Here is a 19,318-nt window from a genome sequence, read left to right on the forward strand (position 1 = left end):
GGCGCGCGAGCGCCCCTTACCACGCGACTGCGTACAGATTGCCGAACGCTTTATCGAGCGCGGCGCGCACGGCCGGCGAATGCTGATAGATCGAAATGAACTTGCGAATACGCGGATCGTTCGCGCTTTCCGGACGCACGACCCATTGAATCGCGTAGTTCTTGTTCTCGAGGCCGTCGAATAGCAGCGCGCTATTCGGGTCCGTCGTTCCCGCGAGCTTGATGAAGCTCGGGTAGCCTTGCGCGAGGTCGACGTCGTCGAGCGAACGGGCGAGTTGCGAGGCTTCGAGCTGAACGATCTTCAGATGCTTCGGGTTGTCGATAATGTCGAGCGTCGTCGCGCGATAGTCGATGCCCGGCGTCAGCTTGATCAGGCCCGCGCGTTGCAGCAGCAACAGGCCGCGCCCGCCGTTCACTGGATCGTTTGCGATGGCCACGGTCGCGCCGTCTTTCAGTTCGTCGAAGCGTTTAATCTTTTTCGAGTACAGACCGATCTTCATGATCGTGCCCGGCGCAATCGCGACAAAGTTATAGCCGCCCTGCTTCTTTGCATTCTCGAGAAACGGAATGTGCTGGAAGTAATTGACGTCGATGTCCTTGTTCGCGAGCGCGGCGTTCGGCGTATTCCAGTCGGTGAATTCGATCACCTTTACATCGAGTCCCTGCTCTTTCGCCTCGCGCACCGCGATTTTGAGTGCTTCGATTTGCGGGCTCGTCGCCGTGCCGATCTTCAGCGTCGGCGCATCCGCCGCGAACGCGGGCGCCGCGGGCAAAGCGAGTGCAAAGCCGAATGCGCTCAGAAGCGCGAGCGTCGGCGCACGGAAAAAGCGCCGTGCGTTGGAAAGAAAAGTGCGCATGGTGGACTCTTGATGAAGATGTGATGTATTCGCGGCGAGTCAGATCGACGGCCTGCGCCAAGGTGCGAATCATCATAGAGGCCACGATGCCTGCGGGTCTACGAACGGATTTTCGAAAGGAAAGCGCGAAAAAAGATTTGCGAAAAAAAACCGGAGCGCGCTTGCGGCGCGATCCGGTTCTACAACAGCAGTCAATAATAGACCGAAGCGTTTAGCGCTTTGCCACCTGTTGGTCGGAAGGTGCAGCCGGCGTTGCAGCCGAGCCCACAGCCGTATCCGACGCCGGCACATCGCCCCAACCGCCGCCGAGCGCGCGAATCAGGTTGACGGTCGCGACCGCTTGCGTGCCCTGCAAATGGCTCGCTTGCAGTTGCGTGCTCAACACCTGCCGCTCGCCGTCGATCACGTCCAGATAGCTGACCGCGCCCTCGGTGTACTGCGTACGCGACAGACGCGCCGCGCGTTGCGACGCCTGCACGGCATTGTTTTGCTCGCGCATCTGATCGTCGAGCAGACGCAGATCGGCCAGGTTGTCCTCGACTTCGCGGAACGCGACCAGTACTTGCTGACGATACTGCGCGACGTCCTCGTCGTATTTCGCACGAGCCTGCGCGAGATTCGCCTTACGCCGGCCGCCGTCGAACAGCGGCAGCGTCAATGCCGTGCCGGCAAACGGCCCGAGAATGAACGCGCGGCTCGACCACATGAAGAGATCGCCGAGCGTGGCCGACTCATAGCCGAATGCGCCGGTAATGTCGAGCTTCGGGAAGAACGCCGACTTCGCCAGACCGACGCGCGCATTTGCCGCCGCCATCGCGCGCTCGGCCGCCGACACATCGGGCCTGCGTTCGAGCAGCGCCGAAGGCAACCCCGGCGGCACGCGCACTCCGACCGGCACGAGCGGCGCTTCGGCGAACGAGAAGTCTGCCGGCGGCTTGCCGAGCAGAATCGCGAGACTATGCTCGGACGCCGCGCGCTGACGTGCGACGCCTACTGCGTCGGCGCGTGCGCTCGCGAGTTCATTGCGGGCACGCGACACATCCAGTTCGCTAATGTCGCCTTCCTTGAAGCGGCGCTCGACGAGCTTCAGCGTATCTTCACGCAACGCCACTGTACGGCGATACAGGTCCTGGTCGGTATCGAGCTCGCGCAACTGGAAATAGTTTTGCGCGACGTCGGCCTGCAGCGACAACTGCACCGAACGGAACAGCGCTTCGCTTTGCTGCTCGTCCGCACGCGAGGCGTTCACGTTCGAACCGACACGCCCGAACAGATCCGCCTCATACGACGCGCCGACCTGCGCGCGCCAGATGGTGCCGGTCGTGCCGCCCACGCTATCCGGCTGGAATTGCGAGGCCGCCGACGCGCGTTCGCGCGTCGGGCCGAAGCCCGCGTCGAACTTCGGAAACCAGTCCGACTTCGCCGCACGCGTGACCGCACGCGCCTGCTGCACACGCGCCGCCGCCGCTTTCAGGTCCTGATTCGCGGCAGCCGCCTGCTCTTCGAGCGCGTCGAGTTGCGGGTCGCCGAAAATCTTCCACCATTCGCCGCGATGCGCGTCGTCCGCGGGTTGCGCGGTTTTCCACGTACCGGTGTCCTGAGCCGACGCACCCGACGCACCCGATGCACCCGACGCAGCCGATGCAGCCGACGTTCCCGAAGCCGCTACCGGCGCTTCCTTGAACGCGGTCGGCGTGTCCACTTCGGGACGCTTGTACGTGGGCTCAACCGAGCAGGCGGCGAGCAGCGCGAGCAGCAAACCGCTCGCTGCCGCACGGCCCCATCCACTCAAAATCTCAAAGCGTTTCATTGTTGTTCTCTCCTCAGGCGTCCGTGACCGGCGCGCCGATGCGCGGCGAATCCTTCTGCGCGACATGAATCGTCCCGCCGGCCAACGTACGCAGCACCACATAGAACACCGGCGTCAGCATCAGCCCGAACAGCGTCACGCCGAGCATGCCGAAGAACACCGCAATCCCCATTGCATGACGCATTTCCGAACCGGCTCCGGTCGACAGAACCAGCGGCACCACACCCATGATGAACGCGATCGACGTCATCAGAATCGGCCGCAGACGCAAGCGGCTCGCTTCAATTGCCGCCGACAGCGGCGTGTGTCCGTCGTGTTCCAGTTCGCGGGCGAACTCCACGATCAGAATCGCGTTCTTCGCCGACAAGCCCACCAGCACCATCAAGCCGATCTGCGTGAAGATGTTGTTGTCGCCGCCCGTGAGCCATACGCCGGTCAACGCGGACAACACGCTCATCGGCACGATCAGGATCACCGCGAGCGGCAGCGTCAGGCTCTCGTACAGCGCGGCCAGCACGAGGAACACGAGCAGCACGCTGATCGGGAACACCCACAAGCCTGCATTGCCGGCAAGAATCTGCTGATACGTCAGATCGGTCCATTCGAGCTTCACGCCATGCGGCAGAACTTCCGCCGCCACGCGCTCAGCCGCGGCCTGGGCCTGTCCCGACGAGAAGCCCGGCGCCGGTCCACCGTTGATGTCCGCGGCCGTATAGCCGTTGTAACGCACCACCATTTCCGGACCATACGTCGGCGTGACCGTGACGAGCGACGACAACGGCACCATGTCGCCCGCGCTGTTGCGCGTCTTCAGTTGCAGGATGTCGTCGGCGCGTTGACGGAACGGCGCGTCCGCCTGCACCCGCACCTGATACACGCGGCCAAAGCGGTTGAAGTCGTTCACATACAGCGAGCCGAGATAGATCTGCATCGTGTTGAACACGTCAGTGACCGGCACGCCGAGCTGCTTCGCCTTCACACGATCCAGATCCACGTTCAGTTGCGGCACGTTGATCTGATAGCTCGAGAAGGTCGGGCCAAGCTCAGGCGTTTGCGCCGCCTTCTTCACGAATGCCTCCGCTGCCTTGTTCAACTCCGCGTAGCCGAGCGCGCCGTGATCCTCCAGTTGCATCTTGAAACCGCCGAGCGTGCCGAGACCAAGCACGGGTGGCGGCGGAAACACGGCAACGAACGAATCCTTGATCGCGCCATATTGCTGATTCAACGAGCCCGCAATCGCGCCTGCCGAGAGCTTCTTGTCGCCGCGGTCCTTGAACGGCTTGAGCGTGACGAACACAATGCCCGCGCTCGAACTGTTCGTGAAGCCGTTCACCGACAAACCGGGGAACGCCACCGCGCTTTCCACGCCCTTTTGCTTGAGCGCGATCGCGCTCATATCGCGGATCACTTTTTCCGTGCGATCGAGCGACGCGCCGTTCGGCAGTTGCGCGAACGCGATCAGGTACTCCTTGTCCTGCGCGGGCACGAAACCGCCCGGCACGATACGCGCGATCAGCACCGTTGCACCGACCAAGATCGCGTACACCGCGAGCATCGCGCCCTTACGGCGCAGCACGCCCGTCACGCCGCGGCCATAACCTTCCGAGCCGCGATGGAACACCTTGTTGAAGCCCTTGAAGAAGCGGCCCAGCAGGCGGTTCATGATGCGCGTGAGGAAGTCTTCCTTCGCGCCATGACTGCGCAGCAGCATCGCGGACAACGCCGGCGACAGCGTCAGTGAATTGAACGCCGAGATCACCGTGGAGATCGCGATGGTCATCGCGAACTGCTTGTAAAACTGGCCCGTGAGACCCGTCATGAACGCGAGCGGCACGAACACGGCGACGAGCGTCAGCGCAATGGCGATAATCGGCCCGCTCACTTCCTGCATCGCCTTGTACGTCGCATCGCGCGCACTGAGCCCGTTTTCAATGTTCCGCTCGACGTTCTCCACCACGACGATCGCATCGTCCACCACAATGCCGATTGCGAGCACCATGCCGAACAGCGACAGCGCATTGATCGAGAAGCCGAATGCAAGCAGCAGTGAGAACGTGCCGACAATCGACACCGGCACGGCGATCAACGGAATGATCGACGCACGCCACGTCTGCAGGAACACGATCACGACGATCACCACCAGCGCGATGGCTTCGAGCAGCGTATGCACGACCGCCTCGATACTCGAACGCACGAACTGCGTCGGGTCATAGACGATCTTGTATTCGACGCCCGCGGGCATGTCCTGCGCGAGATCCTTCATCGCGGCGCGAACTTCATCGGAAATCGCCAGCGAGTTCGCACCCGGCGCCTGATTGATTGCGAGCGCAACGGCCGGCTTGTTGTCGAGCAGCGAACGCAGGCCGTATTCCGACGCCGCGAGTTCGACGCGCGCAATGTCGCGCAGATAGGTCACACCGCCATCGGGCGTGGTCTTCACGATGATGTTGCCGAATTCGTCCTCGGTCTTCAGACGGCCGCGCGCATTCACCGACAACTGCAATTGCGTGCCCGGCACCGAAGGCGACGCGCCGATCACACCGGCCGCCACCTGAATGTTCTGCTCGCGAATCGCATTAGCCACTTCGGTCGCGGTCAAACCGCGCTGCGCGACCTTCTGCGGATCGAGCCACACGCGCATTGCGTAGTCGCCCGAACCCCACAACTGGACCTGGCCCACGCCCTGAATCCGCGCGAGACGATCCTTCACGTTCAGAACCGCGTAATTGCGCAGATACGTCATGTCGTAGCGGTCGTTCGGCGAGATCAGGTGCACGACCATGGTGAGCGTAGGCGAGCTCTTGATGGTCGTCACGCCGAGCCGCTGCACGTCTTCCGGCAGACGCGGCAACGCCTGGTTCACGCGGTTCTGCACGAGCTGGGTCGCGAGGTCCGGGTTCGTGCCGAGCTTGAAGGTGACCGTCAGCGTGAGATTGCCGTCGCTGTTCGCTTGCGACTGCATGTACAGCATGTTCTCGACGCCATTGATCTGCTCTTCGAGCGGCGAAGCGACGGCTTCCGCGATCACTTTCGGATTGGCGCCCGGATACTGCGCGTGGACCACGACCGACGGCGGCACCACTTCCGGGTACTCGGAAATCGGCAGCTTGAAGAGCGAAATCACGCCCGCCAGCAGAACCAATACCGATAGCACGCCCGCGAAAATCGGCCTATCGATGAAGAATTTGGATATGTTCATTGGAAGCTCTTGATGTTTGGAGCAAGCGGTTGGAGCACGCGCCGCGCGTTCAATGCCGCGGCGCGAACGCTCACGAGTTCTTGTCCGCTTTGGCGCGCTGCTGCGCGAGCGGCGCGCTGTTCGGGTCCTGGTCGGTCGTCATCGGCACCATGTGCGCGCGCACCGCGTCGCCGGGCCGCACGCGCTGAACGCCGTTCACCACAATCCGGTCGCCTGGTTTCAGGCCGCCCTTCACGACACGCAGATTGCCCTGCATGTCGCCGAGCGAAATCTCGCGATACACGACGTGATTGTTCTGGTCGACCACCAGCACGAACTTCTTGTCCTGGTCGGTGCCGACGGCGGCGTCGTCGATCAGCACCGCCGGATGCGGTTCGCTGCCGCCCACTTTCACGCGCGCATACAGGCCCGGAATCAGCGTGCCGTCCTGGTTGTCGAAACGCGCGCGCACGCGGATGGTGCCCGACGACGTATCCAGACGGTTATCCACCGACTCGATCGTGCCGCTGCGCGAGTAGCCGCTTTCATCCGCGAGACCGAGTTCCACCGGCACCTTGCCGCCGTCTTTCGCGCGACGCAGGTATTGCAGATACGTTTGTTCGTCCGCGTCGAACGATGCGTAGATCGGCGACACCGACACGAGCGTGGTCAGCGGCGCCGAGCCCGCACCTGCCGACACCACGTTGCCCACCGTGATTTCCGCGCGCGATACGCGGCCCGATACCGGCGCCGTGATCTTCGTATAGCCGAGATTGATGCGTGCGGTTTCGAGCGCGGCTTGCGCGGCCTTCAGGTTCGCACTCGCTTCGCGCGCGGCGTTCTGCTTCTCGTCGTAATCGCGCTTGGCGATCGCGTTGTCGGTGATCAGGCGTTGCGCGCGTTCCCAATCGCTTTGCGTGTAGCCCGTGCGCGCCTGCGCGGCCGCGAGCTGCGCTTCCGCGCGCGCGACTTCCGCCGCGTACGGGCGCGGGTCGATCACGAACAGCGTGTCGCCTTTCTTCACGAGCGCGCCGTCCTTGAAGTTAACGGACACGATGGTGCCTGGCACCTGCGAACGCACGTCCACTTTTTCTACCGCTTCTAGACGGCCCGAATAGCTCTGCCAGTCGGTGATCGTTTTTTGCACCACGGTGGCGACATCGACTTCCGGCACGATGGTCGGGGCGGCAGGCGAACTCGCGTCCACGCGGATTGCGCCGAATGTGCCGAGTCCGGCCAGCACGAGTACCGCTAGTGTGGCAACCGCCACGCGGCGGCGGGAAAGAGGAAGGATGGTCATGTGTAGCTCCCGGTATCGTTGATTAAAGTTCTGCTTGTTTCTGTTTCAGCGATGGGCGCGCGCATCGAAGCGCCACTGAAAAAATCGCACTGCCTCCTGCAAGGCGGGCGGATGATCGGCGAGCGCCGCATGCGAGACGGCCGGATAGCGGACCACCTGGGTCAGCACACCGGCGTCGATCAGACTGCTCGCGTATTTCTCCGCCTCGACATGCAGCACGTCGTTTTGCGCCGTCGCGATCAGCGTGGCCGGCAAGCCGGCGAGCCGCGACGATTCCAGCGGCGCCGCATACGGATGCATGCGTTGCGACGCCTGCGGCAAGTACGCGCGATAACAGGCCGCGCATTCTCTTGCCGTGATGTCCGAGCCGAGGCGCTTTTCATCGCCAAGGCGCGTGAGACTCGGGTCCAGCATCGGCCCGAACAAAGCTTGCGCGGAAATTTGCACGTCGCCGCGATCGCGCGCGATGAACGCGAGGCAATTGGCCAATTGGCCGCCCGCGTCGTGGCCGGCCACGCCAACCTTCCTGCTATTGCCGCCAAATGCACGCGCCCGCGTCTGCACCCACAATGCCGCGCGATGTGCGTCTTCGGGCGCAGCGGGAAATGGAAACTGCGGCGCGAGCGAATAACCGACCGACACCACCAATGCAGGTAAATGTTCTGCGAAATAACGCGACGCAAAGTCGGCCTGATCGATCGACCCCTTCGTAAAGCCGCCGCCGTGAAAATAAAGCAGTACCGGCAGTGCGGTTTTCTTCGGCTGCCGGTACAAACGCAACGTGATGTCCTGCGCGTGTCCTTCTATCTGTACGTCAGTGACTTCCAGTGCCGTGCTGTCGGCCCCGGCCGGCGCAATGCCGGCGGGCACAAATGAGTACGGCGGTTTGAATGCTTCCATGTCGAGCCGCGCAATGCGCAAAGAACTTCAATGGTGCGAATTGTGGGTTCGGCAGACTCGTAAATAAATGCCTATAATCCGGCAACACAATTCGGCCCCTCTGAACAATCGAACCGATTGCTCGGCGGATTCGAATCCTGCTCAGTACGCCTGCCCCTTCTGGAGGTTTGCAATGGACCGGCTTCAGGCCATGCAAGTGTTCACGCGTGTCGTCGACACAAACAGCTTTACTCGCGCGGCTGAAACGCTCGACCTGCCGCGCGCATCGGTTACCACGATCATTCAGAACCTCGAAGCGTTCCTCGGCACACGGCTCATGCACCGCACGACGCGGCGCCTGTCGCTCACGCCGGACGGCGCGGCGTACTACGAACGCTGCGTGCGCATCCTCGCGGACGTGGAAGAGACCGAGGCCAGTTTTCAGAGCGGCAATAAAAAGCCGCACGGCAAGCTGCGCATCGACATGCCGGGTTCGATTGGCCGCCTGCTGGTGATTCCACAACTATGTGAATTCCACAAGCGCTACCCGGACATCGATCTGCAACTCGGCTTGTCGGACCGGCCGGTCGACTTGCTGCAGGAAGGCGTGGATTGCGTGGTGCGCGTCGGCGCGCTACAGGATTCCTCGCTGGTGGCGCGACGGATCGGCCTCTTCGAGGGCGTGTCGTGTGCGTCGCCGGAGTACATCGAACGGGCCGGCATGCCGACTTCGCTCGAGGACCTGGAAAATCACAAAGCAGTCAATTACTTCTCGAGCCGCACGGGACGCACGCTCGATTGGGCATTCCTGGTTGATGGTAAAGAGGTTGAAGTAAAAATGAAGAGCATTGTGTCGGTGAACGACGCCGATGCCTACGTGACCTGCGGGCTGGAAGGTTTTGGCCTGATTCAGCCGGCGCTCTTCATGGTGCTGCCGCATTTGCGTGCGGGCCAACTCGTAGAAGTACTGCCCGAGATGAAGCCTTTGCCGATGCCTATTTCGGCAGTCTATCCGCACAGTCGGCATCTGTCGCCTAAAGTCCGTGTTTTCGTAGACTGGATTGCGGAAGTGTTCGACCGCTGCCCATTACTGAGTGGCCGCGGCACGCTCGACGCAACCTGCTCGAAGCGCACGCTCGAAGAACGCGAGTCCGCTCCGGCACTCGACACACCGGTTATATCCGAATGGGTCGCGTGACTCAACTCAATTGAAGTGCAAATAGTGAAACAGTGAATTCCAACCGCGGCGCTAATGCCGCGGTTGTTGTTTCGGCCTGTGTTTATAAGGCTTGTCGTTCGATTGTTCTGGAATCGCGACAATTCATTTCGCGAAAGCGCAATTTATCGGCGCTCCCTCGAAGTCTACATTTCACCCTGTCGCAGCACCCGTCGTGCTGCAAATGAATCGACAGGAGTGAATCATGAAACGCAATCTTCTCGCAGGTCTTACTCTCTCGCTGCTCGTGAGCGCGCCGGTATTCGCACAGAGCAACGGCATCGGCCACGCAGGCAGCTATCAGACTCAACCCACCGCCTCGACGACGGCGACGGGCGGCAAGACGCGCGCCGAAGTGCAGGCCGAACTGGTCGCCGCCTATCGCGACGGCTCGCTGCCTTCGCTCAATCGCACGACGTATCCGAACAAGGGCTTGATCGGCCAGACGCAAGCCGCGCGTATCGCGCTGCAGGAAGGCACGAATGGGGATGTCACGCGCGTGGCAAACGGTCAGTAAATTCTCAGCAATGCAACAAGAAGCTCGCCGCAATAGTTAGCCATCCGGATTAAATGCCGATGACGGCGAGCCGAACAGATCTCAGCACTTTATAAAGGAGCACACCATGACACCATCGGAACTCGACCACTGGAACACCGACTCCGCAGTATGGACGCCGTATCGCGCGCCGCAACGCTAATGCGCCGCGCCATTGCAACAAGGGCCGCAGTTCACATCGGGCGGCCCTTGTTGCAATCATTGGATTAGCGCTTCGGCACGCCTTCGCGCCATTCGCCCCAGTGCGTGACAATGTCCTGCACAAGCGGATTGCCCGAGCGATACAGGTTTTCCAGCGCAATCGTAAAGCCGCCTTGTGCTGAGTAGTTGAGCAAGTTATCAGCGCTCGTCTGTCCGTCATAAGGGCGGTCGAAATCCGAGCCCGCACGCACTACAGCCACGCGGTTCAAATCGACCTTATGCACCGAAGCCGCGCGTTTCAGTGCTTCATACGTCGCATTGTCTTCCTGCTGCGTCGTGCAATACGTGCCCTTTCCATCGGTCAATATTTTGGTCCAGTCGCGAGCGCGCTGCCCGAGCAATGTGCCGGACCACCATGTGTCGCCGGCGAGCGTATCGCACTGAATGACGGTCGGCGGACGATTAGCCGGCGCGTACGAATACTTGGCGCGCGCAGCCTGCGCCTGCGCATTGTCGGAAAGCACGACGTTGCGCGATAAAGCGAATGCCGTATCGGCAAGCTGCGTATTGAGCTGGAATACTTCGGTCCGGTAATCGAGCGGTGGCTTTTTCGCGGGGCTCTTTGTATTGATCCCAAGATAGCCGGTGTTCCAGCCGGCCGGAATTTCGCGCCCGTCAATTTCCCATTGAATGCCGAAGTCGACGAGATATTTCGCCCACGCCGCCGAGCCCACCGTGCCCTGTTGAGGATCGATGCCGGCAATCCCCGCGACCATGAAATACGTATGCCGCAAATCGAAACGCGGCGAGAACGTCAGCGCCATGATGGACGCCGCGGCATTCGTGTGGCCCATGCCGGTCGTCATCACGCAGACGTCCTGGCGGTTGCAATGCACTGCCGGATAATCCGGCGACAAGCCGTCCACCGGAATATCGCGCCACGGTCCGAGCTTGTCGAGCCACACCTGGCCCTCGGGACCGAACATCGAGATGATCATCACCTTGACCGGCCGCCCGCGCGAGCCGCCGTCGCCATGCGAGAAAGCGTCGCTGTCGTCCGCGCTTGCGGGTCCGGAAGTAAAGGCTGCGCATGCCGCGAGTGCAATGACGGATAGCGCGCCCAATGTGCGAGTCAGCATCGTGATCTTCCTTTTGCTTGTGATGCAGTTGGGGAGAGTGCCGCTTCAAGCCGGAAGAAGTATAGATGCGACGAAATTATTGTCCACTACACGACACGTCGATTACGTTAATCGCACGAAGCTCTCCGCGAGTGGCGAGTCGCCAGTCGCGTGCACCAGACAAAGGAAAATCACGCGCGCGGTACATCCGGTTCGAAAAACACCCAGCGCACTTGCGGAAAGGCGGCCTGCAAATCGGCCTCGATGATGTTGATCGCATCGACCATCGCGCGGCCGCTCGCATAGTCGATCATTTCGGCCTGCACTGCGACCACCACGTGACGTCCCCATTGCAGCGTGATCATATTGATGATGCCGCGAATTTCGCTGCGCGCGCGCAAATGCGCCTCGATGGCGCGGCGCACTTCGGGGCTCGCCGATTCGCCGACGATCATCGACTTCACCTCGCGCGCCACCAGTCCCGCGATCACCATCAGCAGCAAGCCGACGGCGATGGAGCCAAACGCGTCGTACATAGGATTGCCGGTCACGAGCGTGAGCAGCACCGCGGCAAACGCGATCGCGAGGCCCACGAGCGCCGCGATATCTTCGCCGGCGACAACCAGTAGTTCCGACTCGCGCGTTTCCCTGAACCATCGCCAGATGTTTTTCTCAGGATGCACGCGGCGGATTTCCCTCAGCGCGCCCCACAGCGAAAACGCCTCGAGCACCACCGACACGCCGAGCACCACGAGCGCGACATACGCGTACTGCAATGGCTCGCGCGCCATCAGCCGATGCACGCCTTCATAGACGGAAAACGCGCCGCCCACGAAGAACAGCAGTAACGCGACGAGCAGCGAATAAAAGTTGATCTCGCGGCCGCCGCCCATTGGATGCAAGGGACTCGCCGGCCGGCGTGCCTGACGCAGGCCGAACAGCAGCAGCAATTGATTACCGCAGTCGGCGGTCGAGTGAATGGCTTCGGCGAACATCGAGCCGGAACCGGTGAACGAAGCGGCAGCGAACTTGCAAACGGCAATGCCAAAGTTGGCGGCCAGCGCATAAATAATGGCTTTCGGCGATTCTTCTTTCATCGTTATCGAGGGCGTTGTTCAATTTGCGAAAGGCTTTGGGCTTCCGGGAATGCGTATTATGGCCATGCCGCACAGCATGTCCAACAGCGGCGCGCCATGTGTTGCGCCGCGCCGTCAACGCAGTCTCCACGCAACCCTCATGCCCTCTCGAGCGCGGCCATCTCGCGCACGATCACCAGCAGCATCGACAGACTCGCGCCCCCCGTGGCGCGCAAATCGGCAAGCAAACGCGCATAGCGTTCCAGTTGTGCGCCCCGCCTGTCGCGCCAGGCTTGAACCAGCGTGTCGGGCGCGGCTGAGTCGTCGGCGCCGGCGAGCGCGCTCATGGTGAGCGCGCGTTTGAGGCGCGCGAGTTCCGCCAATGCCGATGCGCGCGCGAGCATGTCCCAGTGCGACGGCGCGGGCAGCGCGGCCGCGCGTTCGCTGATCCAGTGGTAATTCAGCAGCGTGCCGAGCGCGAAATAAACGCCCGCCACGAGTTCGAGTTTGCGCTCGCACGTCGATGCCACTTCCGCAATGTCGAGCAGCGCAGCCGAGATTTCGCCACTGGCGATGCGCACCGCGAGGTCGCTGTCGACGCCCGCATCCACCAGCACGCGTTGTCGTTCGGACAGCGCTTCGAGATCCGCGGCCGGCAACAGCGCGGGCCATTGCGGCGCGAGACGTTGCGCGGCGTCGCGGCAACGCGCGAGCAGATCCGTCACGTCGTCGCCATTCACCGCCGGCGACGACAGATGCCGCAAGAACCACAACGCCGAGCGTTCGACGAGCCGCGCGACTTCGACGAACATGCGCGCCTGCACGTCGTCGGCGACGCGGTTATCGAGCGCGTCGATGCTGTGCCAAACGTGATCGAGGTCGAACACATCGCGCGCCATGATGCAGGCCCGCACGATGTCGCCCGGCCGCGCATCCGTCTCCTCCATCAGCCGGTGCACGAACTCGCAGCCGACGCGGTTCACGAGTGCGTTCGTGAGATGCGTCGCGAGGATCTCGCGGCGCAGCGGGTGCCGCTGCATCGGCTCGCTGAAACGCTGGCGCAAGGGCTTCGGAAAGTATTCGATCAGCATGTCGCTGACGAGCGGATCTTCCGGCACCGGCGATTCGAGCAGCGCATCGTACAGCCACATCTTGCTATACGCGAGCAGCACTGCGCGCTCCGGCGTGGTGAGTCCTTGTTTCGCAGCTTGCCGCTCAGCCACGTCTTCGTCGCTCGGCAGAAACTCGATTCCGCGATTCAGGCGGCCCGCGCGTTCGAGAAAACGCATGAGGCGAGCTTCCGCATCGAGCAGTTCGACGCCGAAACGGCCTGCAATCGACAGCGCCTGCGTCTGATAGTAGTTGTCCTTCAGCACGAGCAGGCCGACTTCGTCGGTCATTTCGGCGAGCAGCGCATTGCGCTGCTTGTCGGTCATCTCGCCGTCGGCCACGACCAGTCCCAGCAGAATCTTGATGTTGACCTCGTGGTCCGAGCAGTCGACACCGGCGGAGTTGTCGATTGCATCCGTATTGATGCGCCCGCCGCGCTGCGCGAACTCGATGCGGCCGAGTTGCGTGAGCCCGAGATTGCCGCCTTCGGCCACGACTTTGCAGCGCAATTCGGCGCCGTTCACGCGGATCGCATCGTTCGCGCGGTCGCCCACTTGCAGATGCGTTTCGCGCGTCGCCTTCACGTAGGTGCCGATGCCGCCGTTGTAAAGCAGATCGACGGGCGCCTGCAAAATCGCGCGCATCAGTTCGGCGGGCGACAACGCCGGCGCACTGATACCGAGCACCGACTGCACCGCGGGCGACAACGGAATCGTCTTGGCGGTGCGCGCAAATATGCCGCCGCCCGCTGAAATCAGCGAAGGATCGTAGTCGGCCCAACTCGAGCGGTCGAGAAGAAAGAGCCGCCCGCGCTCGGCAAGACTCGTCGCCGGATCGGGATTCGGGTCGAGGAAAATATGCCGATGATCGAACGCGGCCACGAGCCTGATATGCGGCGACAGCAGCATGCCGTTGCCGAACACGTCGCCCGACATATCGCCGATGCCGACCACCGTGAAGTCCATCGTTTGAGTATCGACGCCCATTTCGCGGAAGTGCCGCTTCACCGACTCCCACGCGCCGCGCGCGGTAATTGCCATCTTCTTGTGGTCGTAGCCGACCGAGCCGCCGGACGCGAATGCGTCGTCGAGCCAGAAGCCATATTCCTGCGAGATCGCGTTCGCGTAGTCGGAGAACGTGGCCGTGCCTTTGTCGGCGGCGACGACCAGATACGGGTCGTCGGGGTCGTGCCGCACCACGTCGCGCGGCGGCACGACGGTTGTGCCCGCAAGGTTGTCGGTCAGATCGAGCAGGCCGCGCAGAAACGTTTGATAGCAGGCAATGCCTTCGCGCATCGAGGCATCGCGCTCGCTTTGCGGCGGCGGGTTCTTCACGACGAAGCCGCCCTTCGAGCCGACCGGCACGATCACGACGTTCTTCACCATCTGCGCCTTCATCAGGCCCAGCACTTCCGTGCGGAAATCCTCGCGACGATCGGACCAGCGCAAGCCGCCGCGCGCGACACGTCCGCCACGCAAATGCACGCCTTCCACGCGCGGCGAATAGACCCATATTTCGAACATCGGCTTGGGCTCGGGCAAGCCGGGCACTTGCGCGGGATTGAACTTGAACGACAGATACGGCTTCGGCTTGCCATCCGCATCGAACACGTAATAGTTGGTGCGCTGCGTCGCCTTGATGACGCCGAGAAACTGCCGCAAGATGCGGTCTTCGTCGAGATTGGGAACCTGATCGAGCGCGCCGTCGATCGTCTTCATCAAGTTCTCGATGCGCGCTTCGCGTGTGCCGCCATGCGCCGGATCGAAGCGCGCGACAAACAATTCGACGAGCATTCGCGCAATCGCGGGATTGCCGGTCACCGCGCGCTCGATATACGCGTCGCTGAACGTGGAGCCGACCTGGCGCAGATACTTCGCATACGCGCGCAGTATCGTCACTTCGCGCGCGTTCAATTGCGCACGCAGAACGAGGCGGTTGAAGTCGTCGCTTTCTATCGCGCCGGTCCATACCTGCTCGAACGCGTCTTCGAAAAGGTCCTTCACGCGCTCGATGTCGAACTCCGCGTCGTCGGCAAGTTCCAGGCCGAAGTCGTGAATCCATGCTGGCGTCGAGCCGAGCGCCTCGATCAGATACGGCCGCTCTTCATCGACGCGCACGCCGAGATGTTCGAGCATCGGCAAGCTGCGCGACAGCGCGATCGGCATGCCCGCGCGATACACCTTGAAGCGGAACGCGCGCGGCCCGGCTTCGATCGGACGATAGAGGTTCATCGCGAGCCGCTCGCTGCCCTGCACGCGTTCGATCAACTCGATGTCGCGTACTGCCGTGCGCGCGGCATAGTCGTCGCGATAGCCCGGCGGAAACGAATCCGCGTAGTGTTGCAGCAGACGGTTGCCCTGCTCTTCGCCGAATGCGTCGAGCAGCGCATCGGCAAGATCGTCCTGCCAGCGGCGCGCGACCTGCACGAGGCGCGCTTCGAGTTCGCGCGTGTCGACACGCGGCATGCCGCCCGGCTTTGCATGAACCACGAAGTGAATGCGCGCGAGTGTCGATTCCGAAAGCAGCGGCGTGAATTCGACGCTCGCTCCGTTGAAGGCATCCGCGAGCAGATTGGCGATACGTTGCCGCAAATCGGTGTTGTACTTGTCGCGCGGCACGAACACGAGGCACGACACGAAGCGGTCGAAGCGATCGCGCCGCACGAAAAGACGCGTGCGCTGATGTTCCTGCAAACGCAGTACACCGAGCGCGGTATCGTAGAGCTGGTTTTCGTCGGCCTGGAAGAGTTCGTCGCGCGGATACGTTTCGAGCACCGTCACGAGCGATTTCGCGAGATGACCTTTCGGCAAGAATCCGGCGCGTCTCACGATATTTGCGCATTTGCGCCGCACGATAGGAATTTCCGCCGCCGACAAAAAATACGCGGTGGATGTGTAAAGCCCGATGAAGCGCCGCTCGCCGATCACCTTGCCGTCCGCGCCGGTCAGCTTGATGCCGACATAATCGAGGTAGCCTGGCCGATGCACCGTCGCGCGCGAGTTGGCCTTGGTGAGAAAGATCGGCGACGCGCTTGAAATGATTTCGGCGGCGGCCGGAGGCAATACAGTTACTTCCGATGCGGCCGCCGCGCCGTCAGCGCTTGCGCGCAATTCGTCGCGCATGATGCCGAGGCCCGAACCCGGCACCGCACGCAAGCCGTAGCCCGTGCCTTGTTGTTGCACCAGTTCATAGTCGCGCTGGCCAAGAAACGTGAAATGATCGGCGACCATCCATTCGAGAAACGCACGCGCTTCCATCGCATCCGGCCCGCTCTCGCCGACCTTCATGCCTTTGATCGTGACGCGCGCGAGTTCGACTATCTTCGGCCAGTCTTCCACCGCGGCGCGCACGTCGCGCAGCACTTTCGCGATGTCGTCGCGCAGCGCATCGAGCTTTGCCGCGTCGCCGCAACGGTCCACTTCGAAGTGAATGAACGAGGCCAGTTGCGAGCGCGTGTCGGCGGCTTCTTCGGCGCCTTGCGTCACGCGCGCGATGTCGCCATCGGCACCGCGCCAGATGCGAAACACCGGATGCACGACCGAATGCAGCGCGAGTCCCTGGCGATTGACCGCCATCGAAACGGAGTCGACCAGGAACGGCATGTCGTCGTTGACGATCTCGATCACCGTGTGATCGGAATGCCAGCCATGCTGTTCGAGAATCGGGTTATAGACGCGCAGCCTTTCCTTGCCCGGCACGAAGCGCTGCGCGGTCTGCCAGTGCGCGAGCGCGGCGCCGTACAGATCGGGGATGGAGCGGCCTTGCAGATCGTCGGCGTCGACGAAATCGTAGTAGTGCCGCAAAAACGGTTCGACGATGTCAAACGCCGGCTCGGGCAAGCGCGCTCGTGCAAACTCGACGACATCGTTCAGCAAGTGCGTGACGGCTTCTTCGTTCTTTGCTTGCATGATGAACTCCCCCGGTTGGCGGCAATGTGGGAATTGCCCGGATCGGATGCATCGTCTGAGGAACGATTATGCACCTGCATGCAGCAGGGCGACCGGCGCCGCGAGTTAGGTTATACCCGCTGCCTCGGCTTATGCTGCAAGCGCGCAATTGCGCGCTTAACGCGGCTGGCCTATCGCGGCTTAACGCGTGGCCGTGCTCTCGACGGTTTCGTGGGCAAGCCATGCGCGGATCTGCTCGGCGACCCACGCGGGATCGTCGTGCGGCAGATCGTGACCGGCCCACGCATGCTCGCGATGCGGCGCGCCCCACGCCGCCGCGAGCCTTGCCGAACATGCGGGATCAACGAGCCGGTCGTCGCGCGACGACAGAAGCAGCAGCGGGCAAGCCGGTTTTGCCGCGTCCGCGGTAAAGCGCGCCGCCGCCCACAATTGCCGCCATGCATTGCCGCGGCTCACCGGTGCGCCGCGGCGAATCGTGGCCCATGATTCGAGATCGGCCTGGAGCGTGTCGGCGTTATTGCACGTCAACCGATGAATAACAGTCTCGGCGCGCGTCGCGTCGTGCCAATGCGTAGCAACTGTCACGAGACCCGGCCACGCCGACGGACGCAGCCGCTCATGCACGCGGCTGAACGGACGCATGCTCGTGTTGATCAACACGAGCCGCTCGATGTCATCGGGATGCCGCTGTGCCCAGGCGGTCGCGACCATGCCGCCGAGCGACATCGCCAGTATGTTGAACGGGCCCGCCGCGCCTCGTTGCCTCGCAGCCGCGCGCACGAATTCGACCATCGCGGCGACCGTCGACGGCGCGCGCAACTGCGCGAATTCGCCGTTGCCCGGCAGATCGAGCAGCAGCAGATGCGGCCCGCCGCCAGTGGCTTCGCGCAACGCGTCGGGCAGGCGTCCCCAATGACGCGTCTCGCGTGTCAGGCCGCGCAGCAAAACCCACGTGCTCATGCGGTGTGCGCCTTGTACCAATGATCGATCGCGCTTTGCAGCAATTGCTCGCGGCGGTTGCCTTGCGGCAGCCAGCGCTGCGACGAGAAAGCCGCGCGCGCCAGAAAATCCAGCAGGTTCGCGTGACGCCGCAACACGCGCGCCGTGCGATGCGCCTTCACCGGATTGAAGAAGCCCTGACGCGAAAACAATTGGCGCGGGTTCTTCTTGATCCACAGCCATGAGCCGAGTTCGAGCGTCATCGGCAGAAAGACGTTGGGTGCGGGCGCGCGGTCGTACGCGAAGTCCCACAGGTCGCCGTGCAGCAGATATTGATGGCTTTGCGGCTCGAACGTGTAGCCATGATGCGGATGCGAGCGCTCGAACATCGTTTTCAGCACGTACATTTCCGGCAAATGCGGCATCAGCTTGCGAGTGCGCGCGTACGGAAACCAGATGCTGTCGCTCCAGCCGTAGCCCGAATGGCAATCGAGCGCGATGCTCAACGGCCGCGCCGCCAGTTCCGTTTCGACCACCTGAAGCAGCGCGGCAGCCTCGGCTTCCATCGGAGCGCCGCGGCGTCCGCGATACCACGGCAGCCATGCGCCGACGCGCTGGCCGCCGGCGAGCAGCGGCACGCGTTCGTCGGCGTTTTGCGGCGCATTGCGCATCAGGTCGACGCCGTTCGGATTGGCGCGCGTGGCCGCCCACATCCCACCGGGATTGACGATCGGCATAAACACGAGGCGAATGGACTGCAGTTGGCGGACGAGCAGTTCGTCCCACTCGAGCCGCGCAAGCAGCGCGCGCATGTAGTCGAGCACGAGTTGCGAGCCGATTCGCTCGAGCCCATGAATGCCGCCGAAGAAGCCGATGGCCGGCGCCTGCGGATCGGTCGAGCCGATGCTCGCGGTATGCACGCCGAAGCGCCGGCCGCGCACCGTCGTCTCGCAGACCGTGCGGATCGCGAAGCTCGCGCTGCCCTGATCGAGGATCGTCTTGAGATCTTCGTACTCCGCAAAGGTGTCGGGAAGGAAGCTCAAAGGCTGCATGTGGGCGTCGCGAGGAGTGCGGGAGGTCAGGGACGGCACGGCGAATGACGCAATATAGCCTGGCTGCAAGTCAACCTGCATGACGGCTGAACAGATGTGAAACGCCGTCACACGCACGTCATTTGGCCGTCATTTGCCCGTCATTTTCGGCGCCACAAATTTGCGATTTTCGCCCCATA

12 protein-coding genes are annotated in these 19,318 nt (G+C 62.6%); 2 read left to right on the top strand and 10 right to left on the bottom strand.

What is annotated here, in order from left to right; all coding sequences use genetic code 11:
- Positions 1 to 16: 16 nt before the first annotated feature.
- The 5 genes from AB6809_RS01150 to AB6809_RS01170 all read right to left on the bottom strand — a co-directional run bounded on the left by AB6809_RS01150 (position 17) and on the right by AB6809_RS01170 (position 8,044).
- Positions 17 to 856, bottom strand: a complete 840-nt coding sequence (locus AB6809_RS01150; RefSeq protein WP_006052749.1) for a MetQ/NlpA family ABC transporter substrate-binding protein — start codon at positions 854 to 856, stop codon at positions 17 to 19.
- A 211-nt stretch (positions 857 to 1,067) separates the two neighbouring features.
- Positions 1,068 to 2,666, bottom strand: a complete 1,599-nt coding sequence (locus AB6809_RS01155) for an efflux transporter outer membrane subunit (RefSeq protein WP_029970117.1) — start codon at positions 2,664 to 2,666, stop codon at positions 1,068 to 1,070.
- Positions 2,667 to 2,679: 13 nt separating this feature from the next.
- On the bottom strand, positions 2,680 to 5,865 hold the full coding sequence (locus tag AB6809_RS01160; protein ID WP_006052751.1) for an efflux RND transporter permease subunit: 3,186 nt from the start codon (positions 5,863 to 5,865) through the stop codon (positions 2,680 to 2,682).
- Positions 5,866 to 5,935: 70 nt separating this feature from the next.
- Complete coding sequence (locus AB6809_RS01165; RefSeq protein ID WP_006052752.1) at positions 5,936 to 7,144, bottom strand: efflux RND transporter periplasmic adaptor subunit; 1,209 nt, start codon at positions 7,142 to 7,144, stop codon at positions 5,936 to 5,938.
- A 45-nt stretch (positions 7,145 to 7,189) separates the two neighbouring features.
- Positions 7,190 to 8,044: an alpha/beta hydrolase gene (locus AB6809_RS01170; protein ID WP_029970114.1), complete on the bottom strand. Its 855-nt coding sequence runs from the start codon at positions 8,042 to 8,044 to the stop codon at positions 7,190 to 7,192.
- A gap of 172 nt (positions 8,045 to 8,216) precedes the next feature.
- On the opposite strand from AB6809_RS01170, the gene AB6809_RS01175 reads away from it, so the two are divergent.
- Both AB6809_RS01175 and AB6809_RS01180 read left to right on the top strand, forming a co-directional pair.
- Positions 8,217 to 9,221: a LysR family transcriptional regulator gene (locus AB6809_RS01175; RefSeq protein ID WP_006049438.1), complete on the top strand. Its 1,005-nt coding sequence runs from the start codon at positions 8,217 to 8,219 to the stop codon at positions 9,219 to 9,221.
- A gap of 223 nt (positions 9,222 to 9,444) precedes the next feature.
- Positions 9,445 to 9,756, top strand: coding sequence for a DUF4148 domain-containing protein (locus AB6809_RS01180; RefSeq protein ID WP_029970112.1), 312 nt, complete (start codon positions 9,445 to 9,447; stop codon positions 9,754 to 9,756).
- 245 nt (positions 9,757 to 10,001) lie between these two features.
- On the opposite strand, the gene AB6809_RS01185 is transcribed toward AB6809_RS01180, so the two are convergent.
- The 5 genes from AB6809_RS01185 to AB6809_RS01205 form a co-directional block, all read right to left on the bottom strand.
- Entirely contained in the window at positions 10,002 to 11,075 is a 1,074-nt protein-coding gene (locus AB6809_RS01185; RefSeq protein ID WP_371025954.1) for a purine nucleoside permease, read from the bottom strand.
- Between the two features lie 170 nt (positions 11,076 to 11,245).
- Positions 11,246 to 12,151, bottom strand: coding sequence for a cation diffusion facilitator family transporter (locus tag AB6809_RS01190; RefSeq protein WP_107709391.1), 906 nt, complete (start codon positions 12,149 to 12,151; stop codon positions 11,246 to 11,248).
- A 137-nt stretch (positions 12,152 to 12,288) separates the two neighbouring features.
- On the bottom strand, positions 12,289 to 17,148 hold the full coding sequence (locus AB6809_RS01195) for an NAD-glutamate dehydrogenase (RefSeq protein ID WP_371025955.1): 4,860 nt from the start codon (positions 17,146 to 17,148) through the stop codon (positions 12,289 to 12,291).
- A 180-nt stretch (positions 17,149 to 17,328) separates the two neighbouring features.
- Positions 17,329 to 18,108 carry an alpha/beta fold hydrolase gene (locus tag AB6809_RS01200; RefSeq protein ID WP_029970106.1) on the bottom strand — a complete coding sequence of 260 codons (780 nt, stop codon included), beginning with the start codon at positions 18,106 to 18,108 and terminating at the stop codon, positions 17,329 to 17,331.
- Positions 18,105 to 19,139, bottom strand: coding sequence for a M14 family zinc carboxypeptidase (locus tag AB6809_RS01205; RefSeq protein ID WP_029970104.1), 1,035 nt, complete (start codon positions 19,137 to 19,139; stop codon positions 18,105 to 18,107). The genes AB6809_RS01200 and AB6809_RS01205 overlap by 4 nt, the downstream gene beginning before the upstream one ends.
- Positions 19,140 to 19,318: the final 179 nt, after the last annotated feature.

Source organism: Paraburkholderia sp. RCC_158 (assembly GCF_041355255.1).
In the GTDB taxonomy this organism is placed as follows: domain Bacteria; phylum Pseudomonadota; class Gammaproteobacteria; order Burkholderiales; family Burkholderiaceae; genus Paraburkholderia; species Paraburkholderia graminis.

What these genes read in the sequence shown, in the direction of transcription:
- AB6809_RS01150 (WP_006052749.1), bottom strand. Translation starts at nt 856, where the DNA reads ATGCGCACTTTTCTTTCCAACGCACGGCGCTTTTTCCGTGCGCCGACG.
- AB6809_RS01155 (WP_029970117.1), bottom strand. Translation starts at nt 2,666, where the DNA reads ATGAAACGCTTTGAGATTTTGAGTGGATGGGGCCGTGCGGCAGCGAGC.
- AB6809_RS01160 (WP_006052751.1), bottom strand. Translation starts at nt 5,865, where the DNA reads ATGAACATATCCAAATTCTTCATCGATAGGCCGATTTTCGCGGGCGTG.
- AB6809_RS01165 (WP_006052752.1), bottom strand. Translation starts at nt 7,144, where the DNA reads ATGACCATCCTTCCTCTTTCCCGCCGCCGCGTGGCGGTTGCCACACTA.
- AB6809_RS01170 (WP_029970114.1), bottom strand. Translation starts at nt 8,044, where the DNA reads ATGGAAGCATTCAAACCGCCGTACTCATTTGTGCCCGCCGGCATTGCG.
- AB6809_RS01175 (WP_006049438.1), top strand. Translation starts at nt 8,217, where the DNA reads ATGGACCGGCTTCAGGCCATGCAAGTGTTCACGCGTGTCGTCGACACA.
- AB6809_RS01180 (WP_029970112.1), top strand. Translation starts at nt 9,445, where the DNA reads ATGAAACGCAATCTTCTCGCAGGTCTTACTCTCTCGCTGCTCGTGAGC.
- AB6809_RS01185 (WP_371025954.1), bottom strand. Translation starts at nt 11,075, where the DNA reads ATGCTGACTCGCACATTGGGCGCGCTATCCGTCATTGCACTCGCGGCA.
- AB6809_RS01190 (WP_107709391.1), bottom strand. Translation starts at nt 12,151, where the DNA reads ATGAAAGAAGAATCGCCGAAAGCCATTATTTATGCGCTGGCCGCCAAC.
- AB6809_RS01195 (WP_371025955.1), bottom strand. Translation starts at nt 17,148, where the DNA reads ATGCAAGCAAAGAACGAAGAAGCCGTCACGCACTTGCTGAACGATGTC.
- AB6809_RS01200 (WP_029970106.1), bottom strand. Translation starts at nt 18,108, where the DNA reads ATGAGCACGTGGGTTTTGCTGCGCGGCCTGACACGCGAGACGCGTCAT.
- AB6809_RS01205 (WP_029970104.1), bottom strand. Translation starts at nt 19,139, where the DNA reads ATGCAGCCTTTGAGCTTCCTTCCCGACACCTTTGCGGAGTACGAAGAT.